Origin of the sequence: Myroides fluvii (assembly GCF_009792295.1) — a bacterium.
Taxonomy (GTDB): Bacteria; Bacteroidota; Bacteroidia; order Flavobacteriales; family Flavobacteriaceae; genus Flavobacterium; species Flavobacterium fluvii_A.
The window spans coordinates 557,762-578,598 of the sequence record NZ_CP039934.1 but is presented as its reverse complement, the minus strand read 5'-3'; the positions used below and the strand labels follow the sequence as shown (position 1 = coordinate 578,598).

Here is a 20,837-nt window from a genome sequence, read left to right as displayed (position 1 = left end):
CAGTATTTTAGTTGTTTTTTTAATTGACTAAAAAACGAAAGTAGATTGTGAGAGATGATGAAGGAGATAAAAAAAGACCGCTTTATGAAGCAGTCTGATTTTAAAAGGTATAAAAAACAAGTTATAGGAAACTTGATATCGTTTTAAATGGTAAAATTCTGATCTATTTGTTTCAAGATAATTTCAGCTAGTAATTTTTTTGCGCGCATAATTTTAATTTTGACATTGTTTAACGGTTCATTGAGTATGCTGGCAATTTCATTATAAGAAAGTTCTTGAAAAAAACGCAATTCGATTACTTCTTGGTAATGCGGTTTTAAAAGGCGGATGTAGTTCTTGAAAATTTCTAAATTCTGTTCTCGAATTAATTCATCTTCTATGGTTTCCGAGTCGTCAATAATATTGTTGTATTGTTGTTCTTCATCCGTAATGTCCACAAAGTGTACGTTTTTTCTTTTGCGAATTAAATCTATATGCGTATTTTTTGCAATAGTAATCAGCCAAGTATTAAAAGCGTATTTGCTGTCATAGGACTCAATACTGCTAAAGGCTTTCGAAAAAGTTTCAATAGTAATATCTTCGGCATCTGTTTCATTACCTGTTTGTTTGAGCATGAAATGGTATACTTCAGACCAATATTGATTCAAGAGGGAAGTAAAAGCCGTTTGATCTCCTTTTTTAGCAGCTTCTATCGTTTGGCTTGTTGCGCTTGTTTTCAAATTTTCTTACGTGTGATAAAGTGTTTAAACGCAAAATAGTGACCGGTTAGTATGTGAGTAAATTCAAAAAAAGGAAATACCCAAACCAGATCTTTTTCATTGAAGTTTTTCAAAATTTTTGCGAAGTAGAAGATACTAATTATATATCGGAAAACAAATAGCCCTAACACAATTTCCCATTGATATAAATGAAGAAGTAGGAAGGCTAGCAAAGCGTAAAAAGCCAATACGCTAAAATGATAGAATCGTAGTTTTAGTTGATTGAAAATTCCAGTTCGCTTCCAGAGTAAGTCATTGTTTTTTTGAAGTTGAAAAGCCGAACTCCACGATACTTGTTGATGGAGCGTATTAATGCTTTCAGGTGCAATGGTAAAGGCTGTGTTGGATTTTTTTCCAATCTGCCTGATGAATTCCTGTTCTTCCCCTTGGCTAATTTTCATTTCCTTAATAAAGCCATTGACTTTGTAAAATAAAGTTTTTTTATAGGCTTGATTTAAATTATTACCATAAAGTGGTTTTCCCAATTCTACCCAAACGAAATTGTGGAGTGTTTTGAGAAATAATTGAAATCTAGCATATTTATTGCTCAAGCTTTTTTTCTTCTTTTCTATTGTGGTATGAGCGATAACAACCTCTTTTTTGGCTGTAAACAAGGCAGTCATGCTGGCAATCCACTGCGTAGAGTTCGGAAGTGCTTTGGGTTCGGTGAATAGAAGGTGATCATACGATGTTCTTTTAATTCCCAGTGTTAAAGCATATTTTTTATTTCCCCAAAAAGCTTCGTTGTTTTCTACATGGACTAACTTAGCTAGGCGATGTTGAGCGACAAATTGTTCTAAAATTTCAAGACTCTCATCTTCGGATGCATTGTTTACCAGAACAAGCTCATAGGTGGTGTAATCTTGTGCAAGCATCGCTTCAAGGAACTGGGGTAGATCGGCCTCATTGTCTTTGATATACACTACAACCGACACAGGCAATGGTTGTTCGCTGGCTTTGCTCTTTAATGAGCTATTAAACGCGATATTGCTGTATAAAACTACATAATAAAGCGCGTGAAATAAAAGAATACCAATCAGTATGTAAAATAAGATGGTTAGCATGGTGTATAAACTAAATTAAGCAAGGTGCAAAGGTATCAATAATCGCTTTTTTGTGCAATATATCTAAAAGATATTCACTTCGGCTTCTAAGTGAATGCTAAAAATGGCGAAAACTTCTTGTTGAATCGTTTCGGCTAGTTTCTTTAGCTCTATTCCTTGAGCATTTCCATAGTTAACTAATACAAGAGCTTGTTTGCTGTGTACGCCTGCATCTCCAATTCGATATCCTTTGTATCCACTAGTTTCTATTAACCAACCTGCTGGGATTTTTACCTGCTCTTCATCAACAAGATAAAAAGGCATGGTCGCGTATTTTTTTTGTAAGTTGTCAAATAGACTTTTGGAAACAATCGGGTTTTTGAAAAAACTACCGCTGTTTCCTATTTCTGCTGGATTGGGTAATTTGCTGCTTCGAATAGCAATAACAGCTCTACTTATATCCTGAATAGTTGGGGTAGTGATGCCCATTTTTTCCAATTCGGAGTGAATTATGCCATAATTGGTATGTAAAACGTGATTTCTCTTCGTTAATCGATAAATGACTGATATGATGATATACTGGTCTTTGGCCGTTTTTTTAAAGATACTCTCCCTGTAGTCAAATTGACAGTCCACATTCGCGAATTCTTCGACTTCGAGTGTTTTAATATTTAAAGCCTTACAACTCACCATAGTGTCTTTGATTTCAACACCATAAGCCCCGATGTTTTGTACGGGTGTGGTACCCACATGGCCGGGAATTAACGATAAATTTTCTAAACCACCGTAATCTCGCTCCAAGGTCCATAGAACAAAATCATGCCATATTTCACTCGCTTGACTTTCAACCCAAACAAAATCTTCGTTCTCTTCAACAATTCGGATCCCTTTGATGTTTAATTTGATGACAAGCTGTTCGATATCATGAGTTAATAACATATTACTTCCTCCACTTAATACAAAGTAGGGTTCATTGGGAAAGGATTGAATCAAGTGCTGTAGCGCTGATAGAGAGCTGACCTGTGCAAAGCGCTTGGCCTGAACGTCCAAACCAAATGTGTTAAAAGGTTTTAGTGATATGTTTTCTTGAATCATAGCGTATGGATTGAAATCTAGTTGTTATTCTATGGTAAAGATTTTGAAATCTTGATTGATCGAATTTAAGAGGGATTCTGTGCGATCCAAATGGGTGTCTGTAATAAACATCTGTCCAAAAGTATCTAAATTTACAAGTTCTAAAATTTGTCGTACTCGTAGCTCGTCTAGTTTGTCAAAGATATCGTCAAATAACAAAATAGGCGCAATATTATGTTGTTTCTTTAAAAATTCAAATTGAGCAAGCTTTAAGGCTATTAAAAATGATTTCTGTTGGCCTTGTGAACCAAATTTTTTAATGGGGCTATCTTTGAGTAAGAACACCAAATCATCTTTGTGAATACCTACAGAAGTATAGTGCAAGACACGGTCTTTTGCTAAGTTTTGATCGAAGAGCTCTCTCATGCTGTGATGTTCTAATTGAGATTCATAAACCAAATTGACATCATCTTTGTTTCCCGTAATTAACTGGTGATATTGATTGAACACAGGAATGAAATCGCGCAGAAAATCGCGACGAGTTTCGTAAATAGGGTGAGCAAGACTTTCAATTTGCTCATTGTAAATCTCCAATGTATCGCGATCAAAATAATTATTAGCAGCGAAGCTCTTTAACAACGCATTGCGTTGCGCAATCAATTTTTGATGTTGAATGAGCAATTGCAAATAGGAGCTGTTCATTTGTGAAATAACACTGTCTAAAAATTTTCGTCTTGTTTCACTTCCTTCAATGATCAAATCACTATCGGAAGGGGAAATAATAACGAGCGGAATAAAACCAAAATGATCAGAGAAACGCTCGTAATTTTTGTTATTGCGTTTGAGTATTTTTTTTTGACCCTTTTTCAAACTACACAAAATGTGTTCGCTTTGTTCATGCTTTTCAAACAGACCATCAATCACAAAGAAATCAGCACCGTGTTTGATATTTTGAACAGCAATAGGATTAAAATAACTACGACCATAAGCAATATAGTAGATTGCATCTATTATATTGGTCTTGCCAACGCCATTTAATCCAATAAAACAGTTGATTTTAGCGTTAAATTCAAAAGATTTATCTTCAATATTTTTGAAATTGAGAAGATCTATTTTTTTTAAATACACGGGAATATAGGTGTTTTTAACGAGTGAGTGATAGTATTATCTAATTTGGTTGCAAATTATCAAAAATATTAATAGTAAGCACTTTTATATTACAATAAAAATCATATTTTTGCCTTTCATTAAACTTTTTATACATGGCAACTTATAATAAAAGAGGTTATAAAGCTCCTAAACCGGAAGACGAAACGGTAGATAACGAATTTGATCAGTATAGTTCAGTTGATACTGCTAACAGTACTACGGCAGAGGTATTTAATTCCTTAGATCAAGGAGCAAATAAAATGGAAGGTTGGGTAGCGAGAAATCAAAAAGCAATTTTTGGTATCGTTGGAGCAATTGCTTTAGTTACTATTGGTTATGTTGGATATAATAAGTTTGTAGTTGAGCCTAAAAACGAGGATGCAGCAAATGAAATGTTTCAAGCACAATCTTATTATAATGATGCCTTTACAAATGAAGCAGATAAGCAAAATCTATTTAACTTAGCTTTAAATGGAGGAGAAGGTAAATTAGGGTTCTTGGGAATCATTGAAAATTATAAAGGGACTGCATCAGCTAATTTAGCGCACTATTATGCAGGAACAACTTACCTGAATCAAGGAGAGTACAAAAAAGCAATTGAGCAATTAGAACAATATAAATTAGGATCAGAAGCTATCATTGGTGCATCAGCACTAGGAGCTATCGGTGATGCTTTTTCTGAATTAGGGCAACATGCGGATGCATTTGACTACTACAAAAAAGCAGCAGAACACAATAAAAACAGCTTCACTACACCTAGATTCTTGTACAAAGCAGGATTAGCAGCGTTAGAAGAGGGCAAAAAAGCAGAGGCATTAAAAATGTTTAACGAGGTTAAGAATAACTATGCAACGGCTATGGAAGCAACGTTGGTAGAGTCTTTAATCGGTCTGGCTCAATAATATGGCAACAGCAAATAAAAACTTATCGGCATACGATAAAACAAAATTACCTTCGGCAACAGATATGAAAGTGGGAATCGTTGTTTCCAATTGGAATGATGCGATTACGGAAGGATTATTTGACGGTGCAAAACGAACGCTTGTCGATTGTGGTTTACAAGAAGAAGGATTAATTCGTTGGGATGTACCTGGAAGCTTTGAATTGGTTTTCGGTGCGAAACGAATGATCGAACGCTTTGAAGACCTTGATGCCGTTATCGTAATTGGCTGTGTAATCAAAGGGGAAACCATGCACTTTGAATTTGTTTGTGAAGGCGTTACACACGGAATTAAAGATTTAAATTTAATAGCAGATATACCTGTCATTTTTTGTGTACTTACAGATAACACAATAGAACAATCACTCGCTCGAAGTGGAGGTGATATGGGAAATAAAGGGGTTGAGGCCGCGGTCACTGCCTTGAAAATGATTGCTTTAAATAGTTTATAAAATAAAAAAATAAGCCTGTGTAAAAGCAGGCTTTTTTTTATCATACGAAGTTGAAAAGTGAAAAAATAGTTAAGGAAGTAATTCCCCTATTTATTTAATTAAATTTGTATGAATAGAGTTCAACTTAATTAAAAATCTCCCTTTTTTTAAATGTCTAATATTATTCGATTATTACCAGATCACGTAGCCAATCAAATTGCCGCAGGAGAAGTGGTTCAAAGACCTGCTTCTGTTGTGAAAGAATTGATAGAAAATGCAGTGGATGCAGGGGCAACGGAAATCAAATTGGTGCTAAAAGAAGCAGGAAAAACGTTGATTCAAGTTATTGACAACGGAAAGGGAATGAATGAAACTGATGCTAGAATGGCCTTTGAACGCCATGCTACATCTAAAATAGCCAAAGCAGAAGATCTCTTTGCCTTAAATACGAAAGGTTTTCGAGGAGAAGCCTTAGCTTCTATTGCCGCTATTGCTCACGTAGATCTAAAAACGTGTTTACACACCAGTGAATTGGGGACCCATATTGTTATGGAAGGGTCTAAAGTCATCTCGCAAGAAGTGGCTGTTACCCCTCCAGGTACGGTTTTCTCCGTGAAAAATCTCTTTTTTAATATTCCTGCGCGTCGCAATTTCTTGAAATCGGATAATGTCGAATTGCGCAATATCGTTGATGAGTTTGAACGCATTACCTTAGTTCATCCTACCGTTAGCTTTACGATGATTCACAACGGAAGTGAGGTCTTTAATTTACCGAGCTCAAATTTACGCCAACGCATTGTCAATGTATTCGGAGCGAGAACCAACGAAAAGTTAGTTCCCATCGAAGAAATAACGGAAATTGTTACCATTCGTGGGTTTATTGGAAAACCCGAATTTGCAAAAAAAAGCAGGGGAGAACAATTCTTCTTTGTCAATGATCGCTTTATTCGAAGTGGTTACTTACATCACGCTGTATTAGCCGCGTATGAAGGATTGCTAAAAGATGGTACACAACCGACGTACTTTATCTATCTATCCGTACCACCAAGTTCTATTGATATCAATATTCACCCGACAAAAACGGAAATTAAATTTGACGATGAGCAAGCCTTGTACAGTATTTTGCGCTCTGCGATCAAACACAGTTTAGGGCAATTTAACGTGGCTCCAGTGCTCGACTTTCACCGGGATGAAGAATTGGATGTTCCCTACGAATTTAAAGATAGGGAAGCAGAAACACCTTTGATCGAAATTGACACACACTATAATCCGTTTAGCAATGAAGGATTAAATCCAGAAGAAGAAGTCTATAATCCCTTTGAACAAAGACCAACAGGGATAAGTAATGGCTTGCCTTCAGACTTTGTTTCAAGAGGTTTTAATCCTTTTGAGGAGAGTTCTTTCTTGCGCAAAGAAGAGGAAGAAGGAGAAGAAGAAAATCAGTCGGAAGAACCTCATGATACCGCAGTTTTTGAAAGCAAATTAACAACGACTGCAGCGACAATTGATTTTTCCTCGTTTAAACAGGAGGGAAGAAAAGCAGATGAAGCCGTTTTTTTTGCAAGTAAATCTAATAAAACAGAAATTAGAAAGTCTTCTGCTACTGAAGTAGGAGCTTGGCAAGAAGTTTTTGAAGGACTCAAAGGCGAAGGGAGTGCTCTTGATGTTAGTGGATTGACGTTTGAAGAAGAGGAAGTAACCGGAAGCCTATTTGATGAAACGACAGAAACCACTTTGGCTTCTCGTACGTTTCAGATTCAGCGAAAATACATTGTCAGCCCAATTAAATCCGGGATGGTTATCATCAATCAAGGACGCGCGCATCAGCGAATTTTATACGAGAAATTCATTGGAAATATCACAAAATCCAATGCCGTTTCTCAACAACTGCTTTTTCCCTTAACCTTGTACTACGCACCTTATGAGGTGATATTGTTGAAAGAGATCCGAAACTCATTAAAACAAATGGGCTTTGATTTTGAAGATATGGGGGATGACCACGTTATTTTATCAGGATTACCCGTGAATGTAGCGGAAAGTGAAGCGCAAATTGTATTAGATGATTTAATTATGAGTTTTCAAGAGGGAATTCCCGAAACCAACTACATCCAAACCGAACGCATTGCCAAAACTTTGGCACAGAGTTTGGCGGTAAAATCGGGAACCATTTTAAACGAAACTGAACAAGAAGATATTGTGAATTCTTTATTTGGATGTAAAGAACCCAACATATCGCCATTTATGAAGCCTACTTTCATCACCATGAAAGTAGAAGATATTGAACGAAAATTTATACTGTAATGAGAATATCAGAAGGAGTAAAACAGTTATTGATTATAAATATCCTATTTTTTATAGGGAGCATGTTCGTTCCTGCTACCTATGATTATTTAGCGATGTACTATTTTGAGAATGCCAAGTTTCAACTTTGGCAACCGCTGACTTATATGTTTATGCATGGTGGAATTATGCATATCTTTTTTAATATGTTTGCGCTATTCTCTTTTGGAACCACATTAGAAACAATTTTTGGAACAAAAAGACTCTATGTCTTGTTCTTGATTTCTGGATTAGGTGCCGCTTTATTGCATATGGGAGTGAATTATTATTCTGTGTCGAATGGAGTCAGTCAATTGATTGCCGCAGGTTTTCCAGAATCTGAAATCTATAGCTTATTGAAAAGTGGAATGTATGACAGACGCTGGGAATCTCACCTGAGTTCGGGTGATTTTAGCGCTTTGATTTCTGCCTTTAATACTCCAGTAGTAGGTGCTTCAGGAGCAGTCTATGGTTTCTTAGTCGCTTTTGCCTATATGTTCCCGAATGCGGAATTGATGATGATGTTTATTCCCGTGCCAATCAAAGCAAAATATTTTGTTCCTGGAATCTTGGCGATTGACTTAATCGGTGGATTAACAGGTGGATTTAGCATTTTTGGAGGCGGAACAGGAATTGCTCATTTTGCACACGTAGGTGGGGCATTAACGGGATTCTTATTGGTGAGGTATTGGAAACAAAACCAGTTCAAACAAAATCGTTGGGATTTGTAAAATGAAAGGATTAGCCGATTTAAAGCGAACAATCAAATTAGGCGATAAAGTACAGCTGCTTATTGTTGTTAATATCGTTGTCTTTGTTGTGCTATATGGATTATCTGTTGTGGCAACTTCAGCCTACCACAGCGTATTTCCCTATCTCGCTTTTGTAGCGGATGGGATGTCGTCGTTGGGTCGCTTCTGGACGTTTATCTCTTATTCCTTTGTTCACGCCAATATATGGCACTTGCTGTTGAATATGATTATGCTGTTCTTTGTCAGCAATCTATTCTTCACTTTTTTTACAACAAGACAATTTTTATTCGTCTATTTCGCAGGAGCCTTAGGTGGAAGTATCTTGTATTATATCAGTGCTTTCTTCTTTTCGATGGGGGCTGGACTTGTAGGAGCTTCTGCTGCTGTTATGGCACCGTTGATTGCCATAGCCGCGTTTGCCCCAAAGATGGAAGTGCGCTTAGCGCTTTTAGGACGTGTAAAAATGATTTATATTGCCGCAGTTATTATTGTGATTGACTTGTTTCAATTATCTTCTAGTAATGTCGGTGGACATCTAGCCCACCTTGGTGGTGCCTTGGTTGGCTTTGGCTATATCTTCTTACTCAAAAGAGGAATAGATCTCGCTAAACCTAAAAAACGAACAGCAAAAAATAAATCTACTTTTAAAAAGATTTATGTCAATAAATCAGTAGATAAAAACGTTACTAAGGAAACGACCACGCAAAAGGAAATTGACGCTATTCTAGATAAGATTAGTAGGTCGGGATATGAAAGTTTGAGTAAAGAGGAAAAAGAATTTCTTTTTCGTCAGGGAAATAGATAAGTGTAAGGATGAAGAAACTATCTTGGTTTAATAAAATTATATTTTTCTTTAATGTTCTCGTTGCAATAGGAACATTATTAGGCTATGTATTGCCTTTTTTAGCACCCAAATTATTTCCTCTTTTATCCGTTTTTACCCTAATTTTACCTTCGCTTTTATTGCTGAACTTCTTCTTTTTACTCTATTGGCTCATTCAGGTAAAAAGACAAGTCGCCTTGTCAGCTTTAATTTTGATCCTCGGGTTTACCTTTATCACCAAATTTTATAAAATCACTGGAAAAGACGAAGCAACGGATAAAAATGACATCGTTTTAATGACGTATAACGTGCGTTTATTTAACTTGTTTAAGTGGATTCCCGATGAATTTGTTCCCCAAAAAATTAAAGAATTTATCGATTTACAAGATCCAGATATCTTGTGTTTACAGGAATATTCTAAAAGTGCAGCACTGAACTTTAAGCAATATCCCTATAAATATGTGGTTTCTCATGGAGATAAAATAAAAACGGGGCAAGCTATTTACTCCAAACACCGCATCATCGATAAGGGAGAAATCAATCTACCTAATTCAAATAACAATGTGATTTTTGCAGATGTACTAATTCAATCGGATACAATTCGAGTCTACAGTATCCATTTGCAATCCGTTAGTATTAGCCCTGATATACACGAAAAATTGGATGAAGAAAAATCAAAACGCATTTTTAAACGCATTGCCAGTGCTTTTAAAGAACAGCAAATGCAATCGGAATTGATTCAATCCCATATGAAAGACGCTACACACCGCAAGGTGATTTGCGGTGATATGAACAATAGCGCCTTTTCCTATGTGTATAGTAATATAAAAGGGGATTTAAAAGATGCCTTTATCGAAGCAGGAAGTGGATTTGGAAAAAGTTATGACTTCTCTTATTACCCCATGCGTATTGATTATGTTTTTGTTGATCCTAGCATTCAGGTAAAGTCGTTTAAGACCTATAGCGATTTTAAAAATTCAGATCACTTTCCAATTGTAACGCGTTTAGCGCTGGAAGAACGATAGTTATTTTTGCCTTTTTAAGGTTAAGGCTAATACTACCGCAAGGCTTGAAAATAGAAGTAATACCCAGCCGAAATGATGCAACAAACTACTACAGTATAAACCCAATCCAATCAAAATATAGTACAATAATCCAAACAAAGCACCTGCTGAACCTATGGCTGTTTTGTAAGATACCAAGGCCTGACTTAAAATGTTGGGAATGGCTATTCCAAAGGATGCAACAACCAATACGACAGGAAGCAAAAACCACATCGAAGGAAGCAACTGCCAAACAAATAATGCGCTGACTAGGGCTAGTAGGGCTGATCCAAGGATCAATCTAGTACTGGATATGCCTTTGCTGATGCAAATCTTGTTGAAATAACTTCCTGCAAAGGATCCTAAAGCCAACACAATACCACTATAGCCGTAAATGGAAGCATCATATCCATTCGACTCAAAAATAAACGGAGCAAATGAATAGTAACTAAATAACAAGACATTATAGCTCATCACTAACAAAGCGTAACGCCAAATACTGCGATCAGTATACAGTTGCTTGGCGAGTTTCATCACAGCTTTAGCCGTAATTTTATCCTGTGTTTGTTTCGTTTCAGGCAAGTGATAATAGGCCTTGACGACCAAAAATAAGGCGAGTATAGCCAGCAGGGCAAAAACGCCAACGTGTCCAAAAGTAGAAACCGTTATTCCGCCTAGTAATAATCCAATTACAGGACTAATCGATAAGGCAATCCCCATGATGGAGAAAACTTTGCTCAGTTCTACTCCGGTATAAACATCGCGCATCATCGTTTGCGTAATGACCGACCCTACGGCAATCCCAAAGGCGGCGAGAATACGCGCAGCTAATACCAGTTCAAAGGTAGGAGCCAGTAATGCAAGGATAGAAGCAACCATATAGGTCGATAAGCCCCAAATCATCGCCTTTCGTCTTCCAATAGAATCACTTTGAATGCCCCACCAAATGACACCTAGTGCAAAAGCAATAAAATAAGTGCTTATAGTAAGTAGTGCTTGTGTATCAGTTACTTGATACTGCTGAGCAATGTTGGGTAATGCTGGACTGTAAACGGTTTCAACGAATTGGGGAAACATCATCAAGAGCACCATAAAGCTCAATTGTACTTTTGTTTTCATTTCTATTATTATTTCTAATGCAAAATTCCGATGCATTTCGCTTATCTTTATAACAGGATAAAAGCAAAAAATATCAAAAATAGGACAAATGGCGTATTTGAATAAAGAACAACAGCTGCATTTAATGCAAATAGATCAAGAAGTAATTGGTTTAGCTTCTGATTTGGTTCAACATGATTCGGGATTTCACCAGCATCCAGAACATGCGCAAATTCTATATGCCCCAAGTGGTTGTATGACGTTGTTGACACGTAATCGACAAGTTATTTTACCGCCTCAAAAATTGCTTTACATTCCCGCTGGACTTGAACATCGGGTTGCGTTTCGCAATGTGGTAGCTTATCGGTCGCTTTACTTAGATAGGCGTAAACTCAAGCTAGAGCATATCGCCCTACAAGTACGCGTGGTATCTCCATTACTAGCTGAGGTGATCGAGCGTATTTGCTGGTGGGAATGGGAGGGAGCGCCTACAGAGAAACAACAGCATATTTTACGTGTTTTTTGGGATGAGTTTCTGGACGCTAAAGAGGAATCTTATGCATTGGAAATTCCCTCAGATTATCGTTTGCAATCGTTTATGACTTCCTTTATGTTAGAAAAAAAAGTGCCTCCTTTCTTACATGAGTTTGCACAATATGTAGGAGCAAGTGAAAAGACGATTACGCGTATATTCAAGCGAGAAACCAATATGACTTATCAAGCTTGGCGACAACAATGGCGCGTTTATCGCGCAATAGAACTCCTGGCAGAAAATACCAGTATTTCAGAAGTTAGCCATCAATTGGAATTCTCTTCAGATAGTGCGTTTATTGAATTTTTTAAAAATCATACAGGAACAACACCAGCTAAATATTTTTTGTAGGATGGTTTTGTGTTTGTTGTTCGTTGTTCGTTGTTTGTTGTTCGTTGTTTGTTGTTCGTTGTTTGTTGTTTCAACCATCAACCATCAACGTTCAACCATCAACGTTCAACCATCAACGTTCAACCATCAACTATCAACCATCAACTATCAACTATCAACTATCAACCCCTAACAACCCTAGTTTACCTTAATTTTTCGAGAAAACATATAAACTAAACTCAACACAATAATAGCTGTACTAACATACATGATAACAGGAATATGTTCAATGTGGTCTTTGTAGTACCAGCCAGCGGCAAAAGCACCTCCGCCAATTCCCGCTTCTAAGGCAATATACATCGTAGAAACGGCTCTTCCTCTTTGATCAGGTGAACTAAAGTCAATCGTCCATGCATTCAAGGCAGGTGATAAGATTCCCAAGGATATCCCATACATAAACGCCCCCATATACAGGCCGTTAATCGTTTGAAAAAAGGCAATAATAAACAAGGAGATAATCAGCAGAACCAGACCTACATTTATAATTAATACGCGACCATAGCGATCGGATACTTTACCAGCAAAAAAACGCACCAATAAAGAAGAAATCGTAAAAATAACAAAGAAAACACCTTTGTTTTCCAAGCCTAAATGCCCTGTCCAATCCGGAATTAAGGTCAAGATAACTCCGTAGGCAATATAGGATAGAAAGGTAACTAGAGCTGCAGGTAAAACGTTGAAATCAAATAAATCTTTACGAGAAATCTTGAGAAGGGAAAAGGAAAATTTTTCTTTCACCTTTAAGGTTTCCTTCATATTGAGTAAGATGAGAATAGACAATAGGGCAAATAAGGCAGAAGTGTAAAATAAGAAATTAATAGAGGTGTAAATCTTGATTGTACTTCCAATGGCAGGACCGATGGCCATACCCGTGCTAAAGCAAATGCCGTGTAGTCCCAACGCTTCTCCCCAGCGCTCCTTCGGAACAATATCAGCTACATAAGCAGCCGTAGCAGTCGGTTTAAACCCCGTAGAAAAACCGTGTAATAGGCGTAAAAACAAAAAACCAGAAACTGTAGTTAAAATAGGATAGAGCAAACTACAAATAAAACAAACAATAGACCCAATGGCCATGATGGGAACACGTCCAATTTTATCCGTTAATTTACCACTAAAAGGCCGAGAAATTCCCGCTGTAATGGTAAATAATCCAATGATTAATCCTTTGTATTCGCCACCACCTAAACTCGATAAGTAATCTGGAAGTTCGGGAATTAGCATATTAAAACTAGCAGAGAATAACAGGGAACTTAAACAAACTAACATGAATTGTAGGTTGTATATGGGATGCACGGAGCGGGAGAATAAAGACATAGCTGAAATGAATAGCTGCAAATTTATTGAAATCAATTGGGCTAGACAATTTTAGTTTAATCGGTTTACAGTTTACAAGTTAATCAACGTTATAGGCAAGGCTTGTTTAAAGAAAGCAGTTTTAGCTTATGGACTCACGGTCGACTTATAAAAAAATGCCCTATACGTAATTTGGGGGCGTATAGGGCACAAGTAGTATGAAAAAAAGTTTCTAATAGAAAATCAATTATTGTGCCAATTATTTTTTTCGCGAAAAAAAGAAAAAAAAGTAAATATCATTTTAACATATACTACTGGCGTTGAGATAAAATAGGTCATTTTTTTGTGTTGATTCATGGAATTTTTTGGAAATTGAAGTAAATTTAGAAGGAATAAAAAAGTAGATTATGACTATACAAGAAGTACAGGGCATCCGTAAACAATTTGAGTACTATCGCACTTTAGCTGATAAAACGATACTCCTTCTCTCTCAAGAAGAATTGAATTGGCAATACAACGAAGAAAGTAATTCTATTGCTATGTTGATGCGTCATATTACTGGGAATTTAGCTTCGCGTTTCACCAATTTTTTTACAGAAGATGGTGAAAAAGATTGGAGAAATCGAGATAATGAGTTTGCTGTTGGTATTTATAATAGACATGAATTGATCACAAATTGGGATAAAGGCTGGGCGATTTTGTTTGGTGTTTTAGATTCGATTACAGAGAAAAATGTGGAGGCTGTTGTAAAAATAAGAAATCAAGAGCATACTGTAGGTGAAGCCCTTTATCGTCAATTGGCCCATTATCCTTATCACATTGGACAAATGGTCTTTATCGGAAAACTCATCAAAAATCAAGCGTGGCAATCGCTGTCTATTCCTCGAAATAAATCGAAAGATTACAACCAAGAAAAATTTAATAATCCAAATTCAGATTCGCATTTTACTGATGATTATTTAAAGAAATAGATTGAAATGCCAGGAATGCGCTTTTTACGTGAAGGAAAACGAGGTGGGTATAACCTAATTTTATATATTTGTTGAAAGACGATTAAAGTATTAATTATGAAATTAAACACCATGGCATGTATTGTATTGGCTTCGGCAATGGCATTATCATGCGGAAAAAACAAAGAAAAAGAAGGAGAAAATACAGCTGGAGTAGAAAATTTCGAATTTAGTGTAGATCAATTTGCTGATATTGAAGTGTTGAGATATCAAATTCCTGGATGGGAAGATTTGACGTTGAAAGAAAAAGAATTGGTTTACTACTTAAGTCAAGCTGGATATGCTGGACGCGATATTATTTGGGACCAAAACTACAAACACAACTTAGCAATCCGTCAAGCATTAGAAAGTATTTATGTAAACTATGCTGGGGATAAGGGAACAGAAGATTGGAAAAACTTCGTTGTTTACGTAAAACGAGTGTGGTTCTCTAACGGAATTCACCACCACTATTCAAACGATAAAATCAAGCCAGCATTCACACAAGCGTACTTCAATACCTTGTTAGAGGCAACGAAGACAACGCTAGATGCAGGTATTGTGGATATTCTATTTAATGACGTAGACAGTAAAAAAGTAAACTTAGACTTGGCGAAAGGCCTAGTGGAAGGGTCTGCTGTAAACTTCTATGGCGAAGGGATCACAGAAGCTGAAGTAGAAGCTTTTTACAACAACATGAAGAGTCCAGATCCATTACGTCCACTTTCAACAGGATTGAATTCTAAGGTGGTAAAGGAAAATGGAAAATTAGTTGAGAAAGTTTGGAAAAGCGGGGGAATGTATGGCCAAGCGATTGACAAAATCATTTACTGGCTAGAAAAAGCTGTGACGGTTGCTGAAAACCAAAAACAAGCCGATGCTTTAAAACTGTTAATTAAATACTACCAAACGGGTGACTTAAAAACATGGGACGATTACAACGTAGCATGGGTAGCAGCAACGGAAGGAAATATTGATTACAACAACGGATTTATCGAAGTATACAACGATCCGTTAGGACACAAAGCTTCGTATGAAAGTGTGGTTCAAATCAAAGATTTCGATATGTCTAAGAAAATGGAAGTGCTTTCAAAAGAAGCGCAATGGTTTGAAGACAATTCACCTTTGATGGAAGAACACAAAAAGAAAAATGTAACGGGAGTTACGTATAAAACGGTAATTGTCGCTTCAGAATCTGGAGATTCATCTCCATCAACACCAATTGGAGTGAATTTACCCAATGCAGATTGGATTAGAGCAGAGCATGGATCTAAATCAATTTCATTAGGCAATATCATTGATTCATACAACCACGCTGGTGGATCAGGTAAATTGAAAGAATTTGCACACGATGAAGAAGAAGTACAATTAGAAGAAAAATACGGAGAATTAGCTGATAAATTACATACTGCTTTACACGAAGTAATCGGACATGCTTCTGGACAAATCAATCCGGGTATTGGTCAACCAAAAGAAACACTGAAAAGCTATGCATCTACTTTAGAAGAAGGTCGTGCGGATTTAGTAGGATTATTCTATCTATACAACCCTAAATTACAAGAAATAGGATTAGTAGAAGATTGGAAAGCCGTTGGTATGGCAGCGTATGATGGATATATTCGAAATGGTTTAATGACGCAATTGGTGCGTTTAGAACCAGGAGCTGATATCGAAGAAGCTCACATGAGAAACCGCCAATGGGTGAGTGCATGGGTGTTCGAAAAAGGGAAAAAAGACAACGTGATTGAAAAAGTAGTCCGTGACGGAAAAACGTATTTCAACATTACAGATTACGAAAAACTACACGCTTTATTTGGAGAATTACTCAAAGAAACGCAACGCATTAAATCAGAAGGAGACTACAACGCAGCAAAACAACTAGTAGAAAACTACGGTGTAAAAGTAGATCAAGCGATTCACAAAGAAGTATTGGAACGCAATTCGAAGTTTAATTCAGCGGCATATAGAGGATTTGTTAACCCTTATATTGTACCTGTTACAAATGATAAAGGAGAAGTTACTGATTATGTAATTAAACAACCGAAAACGTTTGAAGAGCAAATGTTATACTACGCAAAGGAATATAATTTCTTACCCGTAAAAAACTAAATAAAAACCAAAGCCAACTGAAAAGTTGGCTTTTTTTATGCTTTTATTTAGGGTGTGTTTCAAAATATTCACTGGGGCGTTTGCCTAGTAGTTTTGTAAAAACATTGCTATAGGATTGGGCACTACTGTATCCCACGCGAAAGGCAATTTCACCAATGTTGAGGTTTCCTTCGCTTAAAAGCTCTAGCGATTTTATTATGCGAACCATTTGGATGTACTTCGCTAAACTAATACCCGTCTCTTTTTTAAATTGACGTTCGAGCGTTCGTACACTGACAAAACCAATGGACGCTAATTCATCTATCGTAATTGAAGTGCCATATTTTTGGTGAATATGGGCCGTAACAGCTACTAAATTGGCTGATTTAGGAACAGGGGTTAGTAAAGGAATTGACTCCTGAATAAAAGAAGGTAGCTCTTCTAAAATAGCAAGTAAAAAAGTCTGCTCACTCTGGCGATATTCCATGTTCAACGACCATTTTTCAGTGTACATAATCATTTCTCTCAATACCGCAGGAACAGAAAATAAATACAGCTCCTCATAAAAAGGAGGCATGCCATCGGTGTTAAAATAAAGCGTACGCAATGAAACAGACTCCGAAGCAGCAGTCGTTTTATGCGGTAAGTTGGACGGAATCCAAGCCGCATGATGCTGAGGTAATAAAAACTGATTATTCGTCGTGTGTAAGTATTGGTATCCTGACTCCACAAATACGAGTTGCGCTTTGTGGTGCTGGTGAAATTCATTGTTGTGCTTCCAATTTTCTGCATGCCAAACAAATCCATTTTTCCTTACTTGATCGACTAATTCTGGTCCGTACATACTTGTCGTTTTAGTTATGATATATGGCGAATATAATCATTTAAAACCATTTAATTTTGACCTTGTAAAACAAACGCATAAAATATATATGAGTCATTCAATAGATAAAGAGATAGAAAAAGTTTCGAAAACAAAAGAAATCTTGATGCTGCTAGGGGTTATATTTATTGCATCCAATCTTCGTGCCCCTCTAACTTCAGTAGGGCCTGTGATTGGTGAAATAAGTCAATCCTTAGCTTTGTCTAATACCACAGCAGGTTTAGTAACCACGATTCCACTGATGGCTTTCGCTTTCTTATCGGGTATGGTGCCCAGGTTCTCTAGAAAATACGGCATGGAATTCGTTTTGCTTCTTTCTTTAATCTTACTGAGTATTGGATTGCTTATTCGTCCATTAGGTACTATTGTTTCTCTTTTTTTAGGTGCCGCTTTAGTGGGAACTGCGATTACCGTTGGCAATGTATTGATGCCCGCTTTTATAAAAAATAATTTCCCTCATAAAGTAGGAAGTATGATGGGGATTTACTCCGTTGCCATGAATTTAACCGCCGCATTAGCTGCAGGTTTCAGTATTAGCTTAGGGACTTATACCGCTATGGGATGGAAGGGATCTATTGGAATTTGGCTAGTACTTTCTTTGGTGACGATTTTTGTTTGGATTCCACAAGTGAAGAAAAAGAAAGTAGATCCTATTAAGGGCAATTTTGCAGTAGAAGAACAAACCGTAAATCTTTACAAATCAGGATTAGCCTGGGCGGTAACTGTATTTATGGGTGTGCAGTCACTCTTGTTCTACTGTTTAGCTGCTTGGTTACCGAAAGTGATGCAAACCTGGGGAATGTCCGTAGAAGATTCAGGATGGATCTTGTCTTATGTACAATTCGCTCAATTGCCTATGACGTTTATTGGCGCTATTATCGCCAGTAAAATGAATAACCAAAAACTATTAGCTTTAGTCGTAGGAGTCTTGTTTATGGTGGGAATCGGAGGGATTCTACTCTTCCGCACAGACTATATTCTCCTTTGGTGTATTCTTATTGGATTGGCAAGTGGTTTGGCTTTCAGTTTGTCCATGTTGTTCTTTGTATTGCGTACGCGAAGTACAGTACAATCCGCAGAATTATCAGGTATGGCACAGTCGTTTGGCTATTTAATTGCCGCTTGTGGTCCTCCCATTTTTGGAGCGCTATTTGATCTTTCTAAAGATTGGATGTATTCCCTTTTGTTCTTGTTTATTATGTCTGTAACACTTTTGATATCAGGGATTATTGCAGGAAGAGATACTTGGGTAAAGTAAAAAAAAAAGAGTGTATTACTCTTAATTTATATAAGTTCTGGTTAAAAAAAGGAAGCCTCATGGGCTTCCTTTTTTAATTGATCACTTCTGTAAAGGATATGTTTTTGACAAGTAAATCACCTCCATTGGCTTTAACTAGTTTCTCTAGTTTAGTTCTCTTAGGTGATCGCAGTGCAGGAGATTTTACTTTTCTGCTAATAATTCTAGCTTGTAGTCTTGAAACCTCAATACAAGGTGTTGTAACTAATGCTTGAATCGTTTGTAAAAGTTGTTCGATTCCGTCTTCTACATTACTTCCTTTGAGTTCGATAAATCGCACAGTATTTGAGGATGGGATGTAGATTACAAAATCACATTGTTTAGTTCTGTTGTTATTAATCAGGCCACCATCTACGTTGTAAACAATATAGTCTAAGGGTGTAGAATTGGATATAATATATTGCACTCCTTTTGTTTCTTCTAAGACAAGTGTTCTACGATTGTCTTGACAATAAATAAATGAGGTATAGCGTTGGTTAAACCTCATGATACTGTGTATTTAAAAGGTTGTCAAACTCATTGTTTAAAAGCTGAGATACTTCATCAATCTTAGTAGCATCAATTTGTCTTTCTTCTTGATCTAAGATGCATTCAATCGTCCCATTTTTCACAAACCACACGCCTACATCATCAAAGTTTACCCAATAATCTTCTGCTATAATGGTTGGAACATCTGTACTGTTCTTTGCACAATCAGATGCATAAATTAAATTATTCAGTGTAGTCAGGATATACGGACTATGCGTAGTGATAAATAAACTATGCATTCTTCCTTCCTCATTGTGATAAGTGGATTGGACCAAATACTTCACAAGTTCTCGTTGAGTCGTAGGAAATAAATTGACTTCTGGTTCTTCCAAGAAGATACTACATTGCTGTTCGGTATTAGTTTTATAGACCTGTTCTAATTCTTTTCTTTCTAGAGGAGTTAAATCCGTATGACTAAAACCTTCTAATTTCGAACTCATAATTTCAAAAATAGTGTTTGAAAACGTATCACTAGATACAATTCTATTGATTTCAGTATTAATTTCCTCTTCTAAATGATCTAAGCTAGTTTCTTGTGATGTGATTTTATTTAAAACCCGTTTTTTTATTTGGTCAACATCTATGTTTTCTTGAACTTTTTTCTTTAACGACTCTTCATGAAGTTTGTATTCCCTAGCTAAGATGGTTACTGTACTTAGATTTTTGATGAAATCAGTTTTATTGTATTTTGAAAATAAATCAAATGTGTAATACTTAATTAAGGTATACAATGGGATAAGTGATTGTAATCCACTAGAAGCATTTCTGAAATATATTTTTCTACTGTCACGTGATAAAATTAATTCGTCTCTGTCTATTTCTTCATTATAGCGATAAACAACTCCTAAATCTAAGATAGGAAATGAGCTTTTGTTATAGAAATTCCTTGCTTCCTGCCATGCAGACATGAAACTACGCAAGTTAGAGTTGTCTAGTTTGATGTCAAACCAATTGGGTATAACAGCTACAATATTGCGTTCAGCTGGAATGTATAAGGTTTTGGTTCTATTGTACTGTAAATTTGAATTAGTTAATTTCCATTGAAATGAAAAGCTAAGATTGTGATGCGAATAACTAAAAAAGATAAAGTCTGTTTCATATTCAATAAAAGAATATTCATTCAGAAAACCTTCAAGTTTGTGAAATTCTATTAATTGATCTGAAAAATAGGAACCTTGTTCAAAAACTTCAACTGATTGTTTAAGTAAGATTTCTTTCTCTACCCAAGAGCAATGACAGGCTATTTTATTAATGGTACTCTTCCCTGAACTCTGAAGACCTATTAAAACATTAATACGTTTTAAATCTATACAAACGGATTGAATTGGTCCAATATTTCTAATTGTTAATCTTCTCATTTTAATTGATTTAAAAGTTAATGTTTGAAAATAACAGCAAACAGGCTCT

At 36.4% G+C, this 20,837-nt stretch carries 19 protein-coding genes; 10 read left to right on the top strand and 9 right to left on the bottom strand.

The genetic code is table 11. The annotated features are described in order from the left end of the window. Positions 1-143: 143 nt before the first annotated feature. From FBR08_RS02730 to recF, 4 genes are all read right to left on the bottom strand, one after another. The gene (locus FBR08_RS02730) at positions 144-719 is read right to left on the bottom strand and encodes an RNA polymerase sigma factor (RefSeq protein WP_158961298.1); all 576 of its coding nucleotides are present in this window, start codon (positions 717-719) and stop codon (positions 144-146) included. Then, a complete protein-coding gene (locus tag FBR08_RS02725; protein WP_158961297.1) occupies positions 716-1,822 on the bottom strand; it encodes a glycosyltransferase in 1,107 nt (368 codons plus the stop codon). Before FBR08_RS02725 ends, FBR08_RS02730 begins: the two co-directional genes overlap by 4 nt. Positions 1,823-1,885: 63 nt before the next feature. Beyond that, a complete protein-coding gene (gene murB, locus FBR08_RS02720; protein WP_158961296.1) occupies positions 1,886-2,896 on the bottom strand; it encodes a UDP-N-acetylmuramate dehydrogenase in 1,011 nt (336 codons plus the stop codon). A gap of 24 nt (positions 2,897-2,920) precedes the next feature. Further along, positions 2,921-4,003, bottom strand: coding sequence for a DNA replication/repair protein RecF (recF, locus tag FBR08_RS02715; protein ID WP_158961295.1), 1,083 nt, complete (start codon positions 4,001-4,003; stop codon positions 2,921-2,923). 134 nt (positions 4,004-4,137) lie between these two features. On the opposite strand from recF, the gene FBR08_RS02710 reads away from it, so the two are divergent. The 6 genes from FBR08_RS02710 to FBR08_RS02685 all read left to right on the top strand — a co-directional run bounded on the left by FBR08_RS02710 (position 4,138) and on the right by FBR08_RS02685 (position 10,314). Then, entirely contained in the window at positions 4,138-4,926 is a 789-nt protein-coding gene (locus tag FBR08_RS02710; RefSeq protein ID WP_158961294.1) for a tetratricopeptide repeat protein, read from the top strand. 1 nt (position 4,927) lies between these two features. Continuing rightward, the gene (gene ribH, locus FBR08_RS02705; RefSeq protein ID WP_158961293.1) at positions 4,928-5,416 is read left to right on the top strand and encodes a 6,7-dimethyl-8-ribityllumazine synthase; all 489 of its coding nucleotides are present in this window, start codon (positions 4,928-4,930) and stop codon (positions 5,414-5,416) included. A gap of 150 nt (positions 5,417-5,566) precedes the next feature. After that, positions 5,567-7,696: a DNA mismatch repair endonuclease MutL gene (gene mutL, locus FBR08_RS02700; protein ID WP_158961292.1), complete on the top strand. Its 2,130-nt coding sequence runs from the start codon at positions 5,567-5,569 to the stop codon at positions 7,694-7,696. Further along, complete coding sequence (locus tag FBR08_RS02695) at positions 7,696-8,445, top strand: rhomboid family intramembrane serine protease (protein WP_158961291.1); 750 nt, start codon at positions 7,696-7,698, stop codon at positions 8,443-8,445. Before mutL ends, FBR08_RS02695 begins: the two co-directional genes overlap by 1 nt. 1 nt (position 8,446) lies before the next feature. After that, positions 8,447-9,271: a rhomboid family intramembrane serine protease gene (locus FBR08_RS02690; protein ID WP_158961290.1), complete on the top strand. Its 825-nt coding sequence runs from the start codon at positions 8,447-8,449 to the stop codon at positions 9,269-9,271. Positions 9,272-9,279: 8 nt separating this feature from the next. Continuing rightward, complete coding sequence (locus FBR08_RS02685) at positions 9,280-10,314, top strand: endonuclease/exonuclease/phosphatase family protein (protein WP_158961289.1); 1,035 nt, start codon at positions 9,280-9,282, stop codon at positions 10,312-10,314. Here the strand turns inward: FBR08_RS02685 and FBR08_RS02680 are convergent, their stop codons facing one another. Then, complete coding sequence (locus FBR08_RS02680) at positions 10,315-11,451, bottom strand: multidrug effflux MFS transporter (RefSeq protein ID WP_158961288.1); 1,137 nt, start codon at positions 11,449-11,451, stop codon at positions 10,315-10,317. A gap of 88 nt (positions 11,452-11,539) precedes the next feature. On the opposite strand from FBR08_RS02680, the gene FBR08_RS02675 reads away from it, so the two are divergent. Further along, on the top strand, positions 11,540-12,313 hold the full coding sequence (locus FBR08_RS02675; RefSeq protein WP_158961287.1) for an AraC family transcriptional regulator: 774 nt from the start codon (positions 11,540-11,542) through the stop codon (positions 12,311-12,313). A gap of 177 nt (positions 12,314-12,490) precedes the next feature. On the opposite strand, the gene FBR08_RS02670 is transcribed toward FBR08_RS02675, so the two are convergent. Beyond that, positions 12,491-13,666: an MFS transporter gene (locus FBR08_RS02670; protein WP_158961286.1), complete on the bottom strand. Its 1,176-nt coding sequence runs from the start codon at positions 13,664-13,666 to the stop codon at positions 12,491-12,493. Between the two features lie 386 nt (positions 13,667-14,052). Here FBR08_RS02670 and FBR08_RS02665 point away from each other — a divergent pair, with 386 nt between their 5' ends. After that, a complete protein-coding gene (locus FBR08_RS02665; protein ID WP_158961285.1) occupies positions 14,053-14,616 on the top strand; it encodes a DUF1572 family protein in 564 nt (187 codons plus the stop codon). Positions 14,617-14,712: 96 nt separating this feature from the next. Further along, positions 14,713-16,743, top strand: a complete 2,031-nt coding sequence (locus tag FBR08_RS02660) for a dipeptidyl-peptidase 3 family protein (protein ID WP_158961284.1) — start codon at positions 14,713-14,715, stop codon at positions 16,741-16,743. Between the two features lie 43 nt (positions 16,744-16,786). On the opposite strand, the gene FBR08_RS02655 is transcribed toward FBR08_RS02660, so the two are convergent. Continuing rightward, entirely contained in the window at positions 16,787-17,566 is a 780-nt protein-coding gene (locus FBR08_RS02655) for a helix-turn-helix domain-containing protein (RefSeq protein ID WP_158961283.1), read from the bottom strand. An 88-nt stretch (positions 17,567-17,654) separates the two neighbouring features. Here FBR08_RS02655 and FBR08_RS02650 point away from each other — a divergent pair, with 88 nt between their 5' ends. Then, complete coding sequence (locus tag FBR08_RS02650) at positions 17,655-18,863, top strand: CynX/NimT family MFS transporter (RefSeq protein WP_158961282.1); 1,209 nt, start codon at positions 17,655-17,657, stop codon at positions 18,861-18,863. A gap of 73 nt (positions 18,864-18,936) precedes the next feature. On the opposite strand, the gene FBR08_RS02645 is transcribed toward FBR08_RS02650, so the two are convergent. After that, positions 18,937-19,389, bottom strand: a complete 453-nt coding sequence (locus FBR08_RS02645) for a hypothetical protein (RefSeq protein ID WP_158961281.1) — start codon at positions 19,387-19,389, stop codon at positions 18,937-18,939. Continuing rightward, a complete protein-coding gene (locus FBR08_RS02640) occupies positions 19,379-20,788 on the bottom strand; it encodes an AAA family ATPase (RefSeq protein WP_158961280.1) in 1,410 nt (469 codons plus the stop codon). Before FBR08_RS02640 ends, FBR08_RS02645 begins: the two co-directional genes overlap by 11 nt. Positions 20,789-20,837 lie beyond the last annotated feature (49 nt).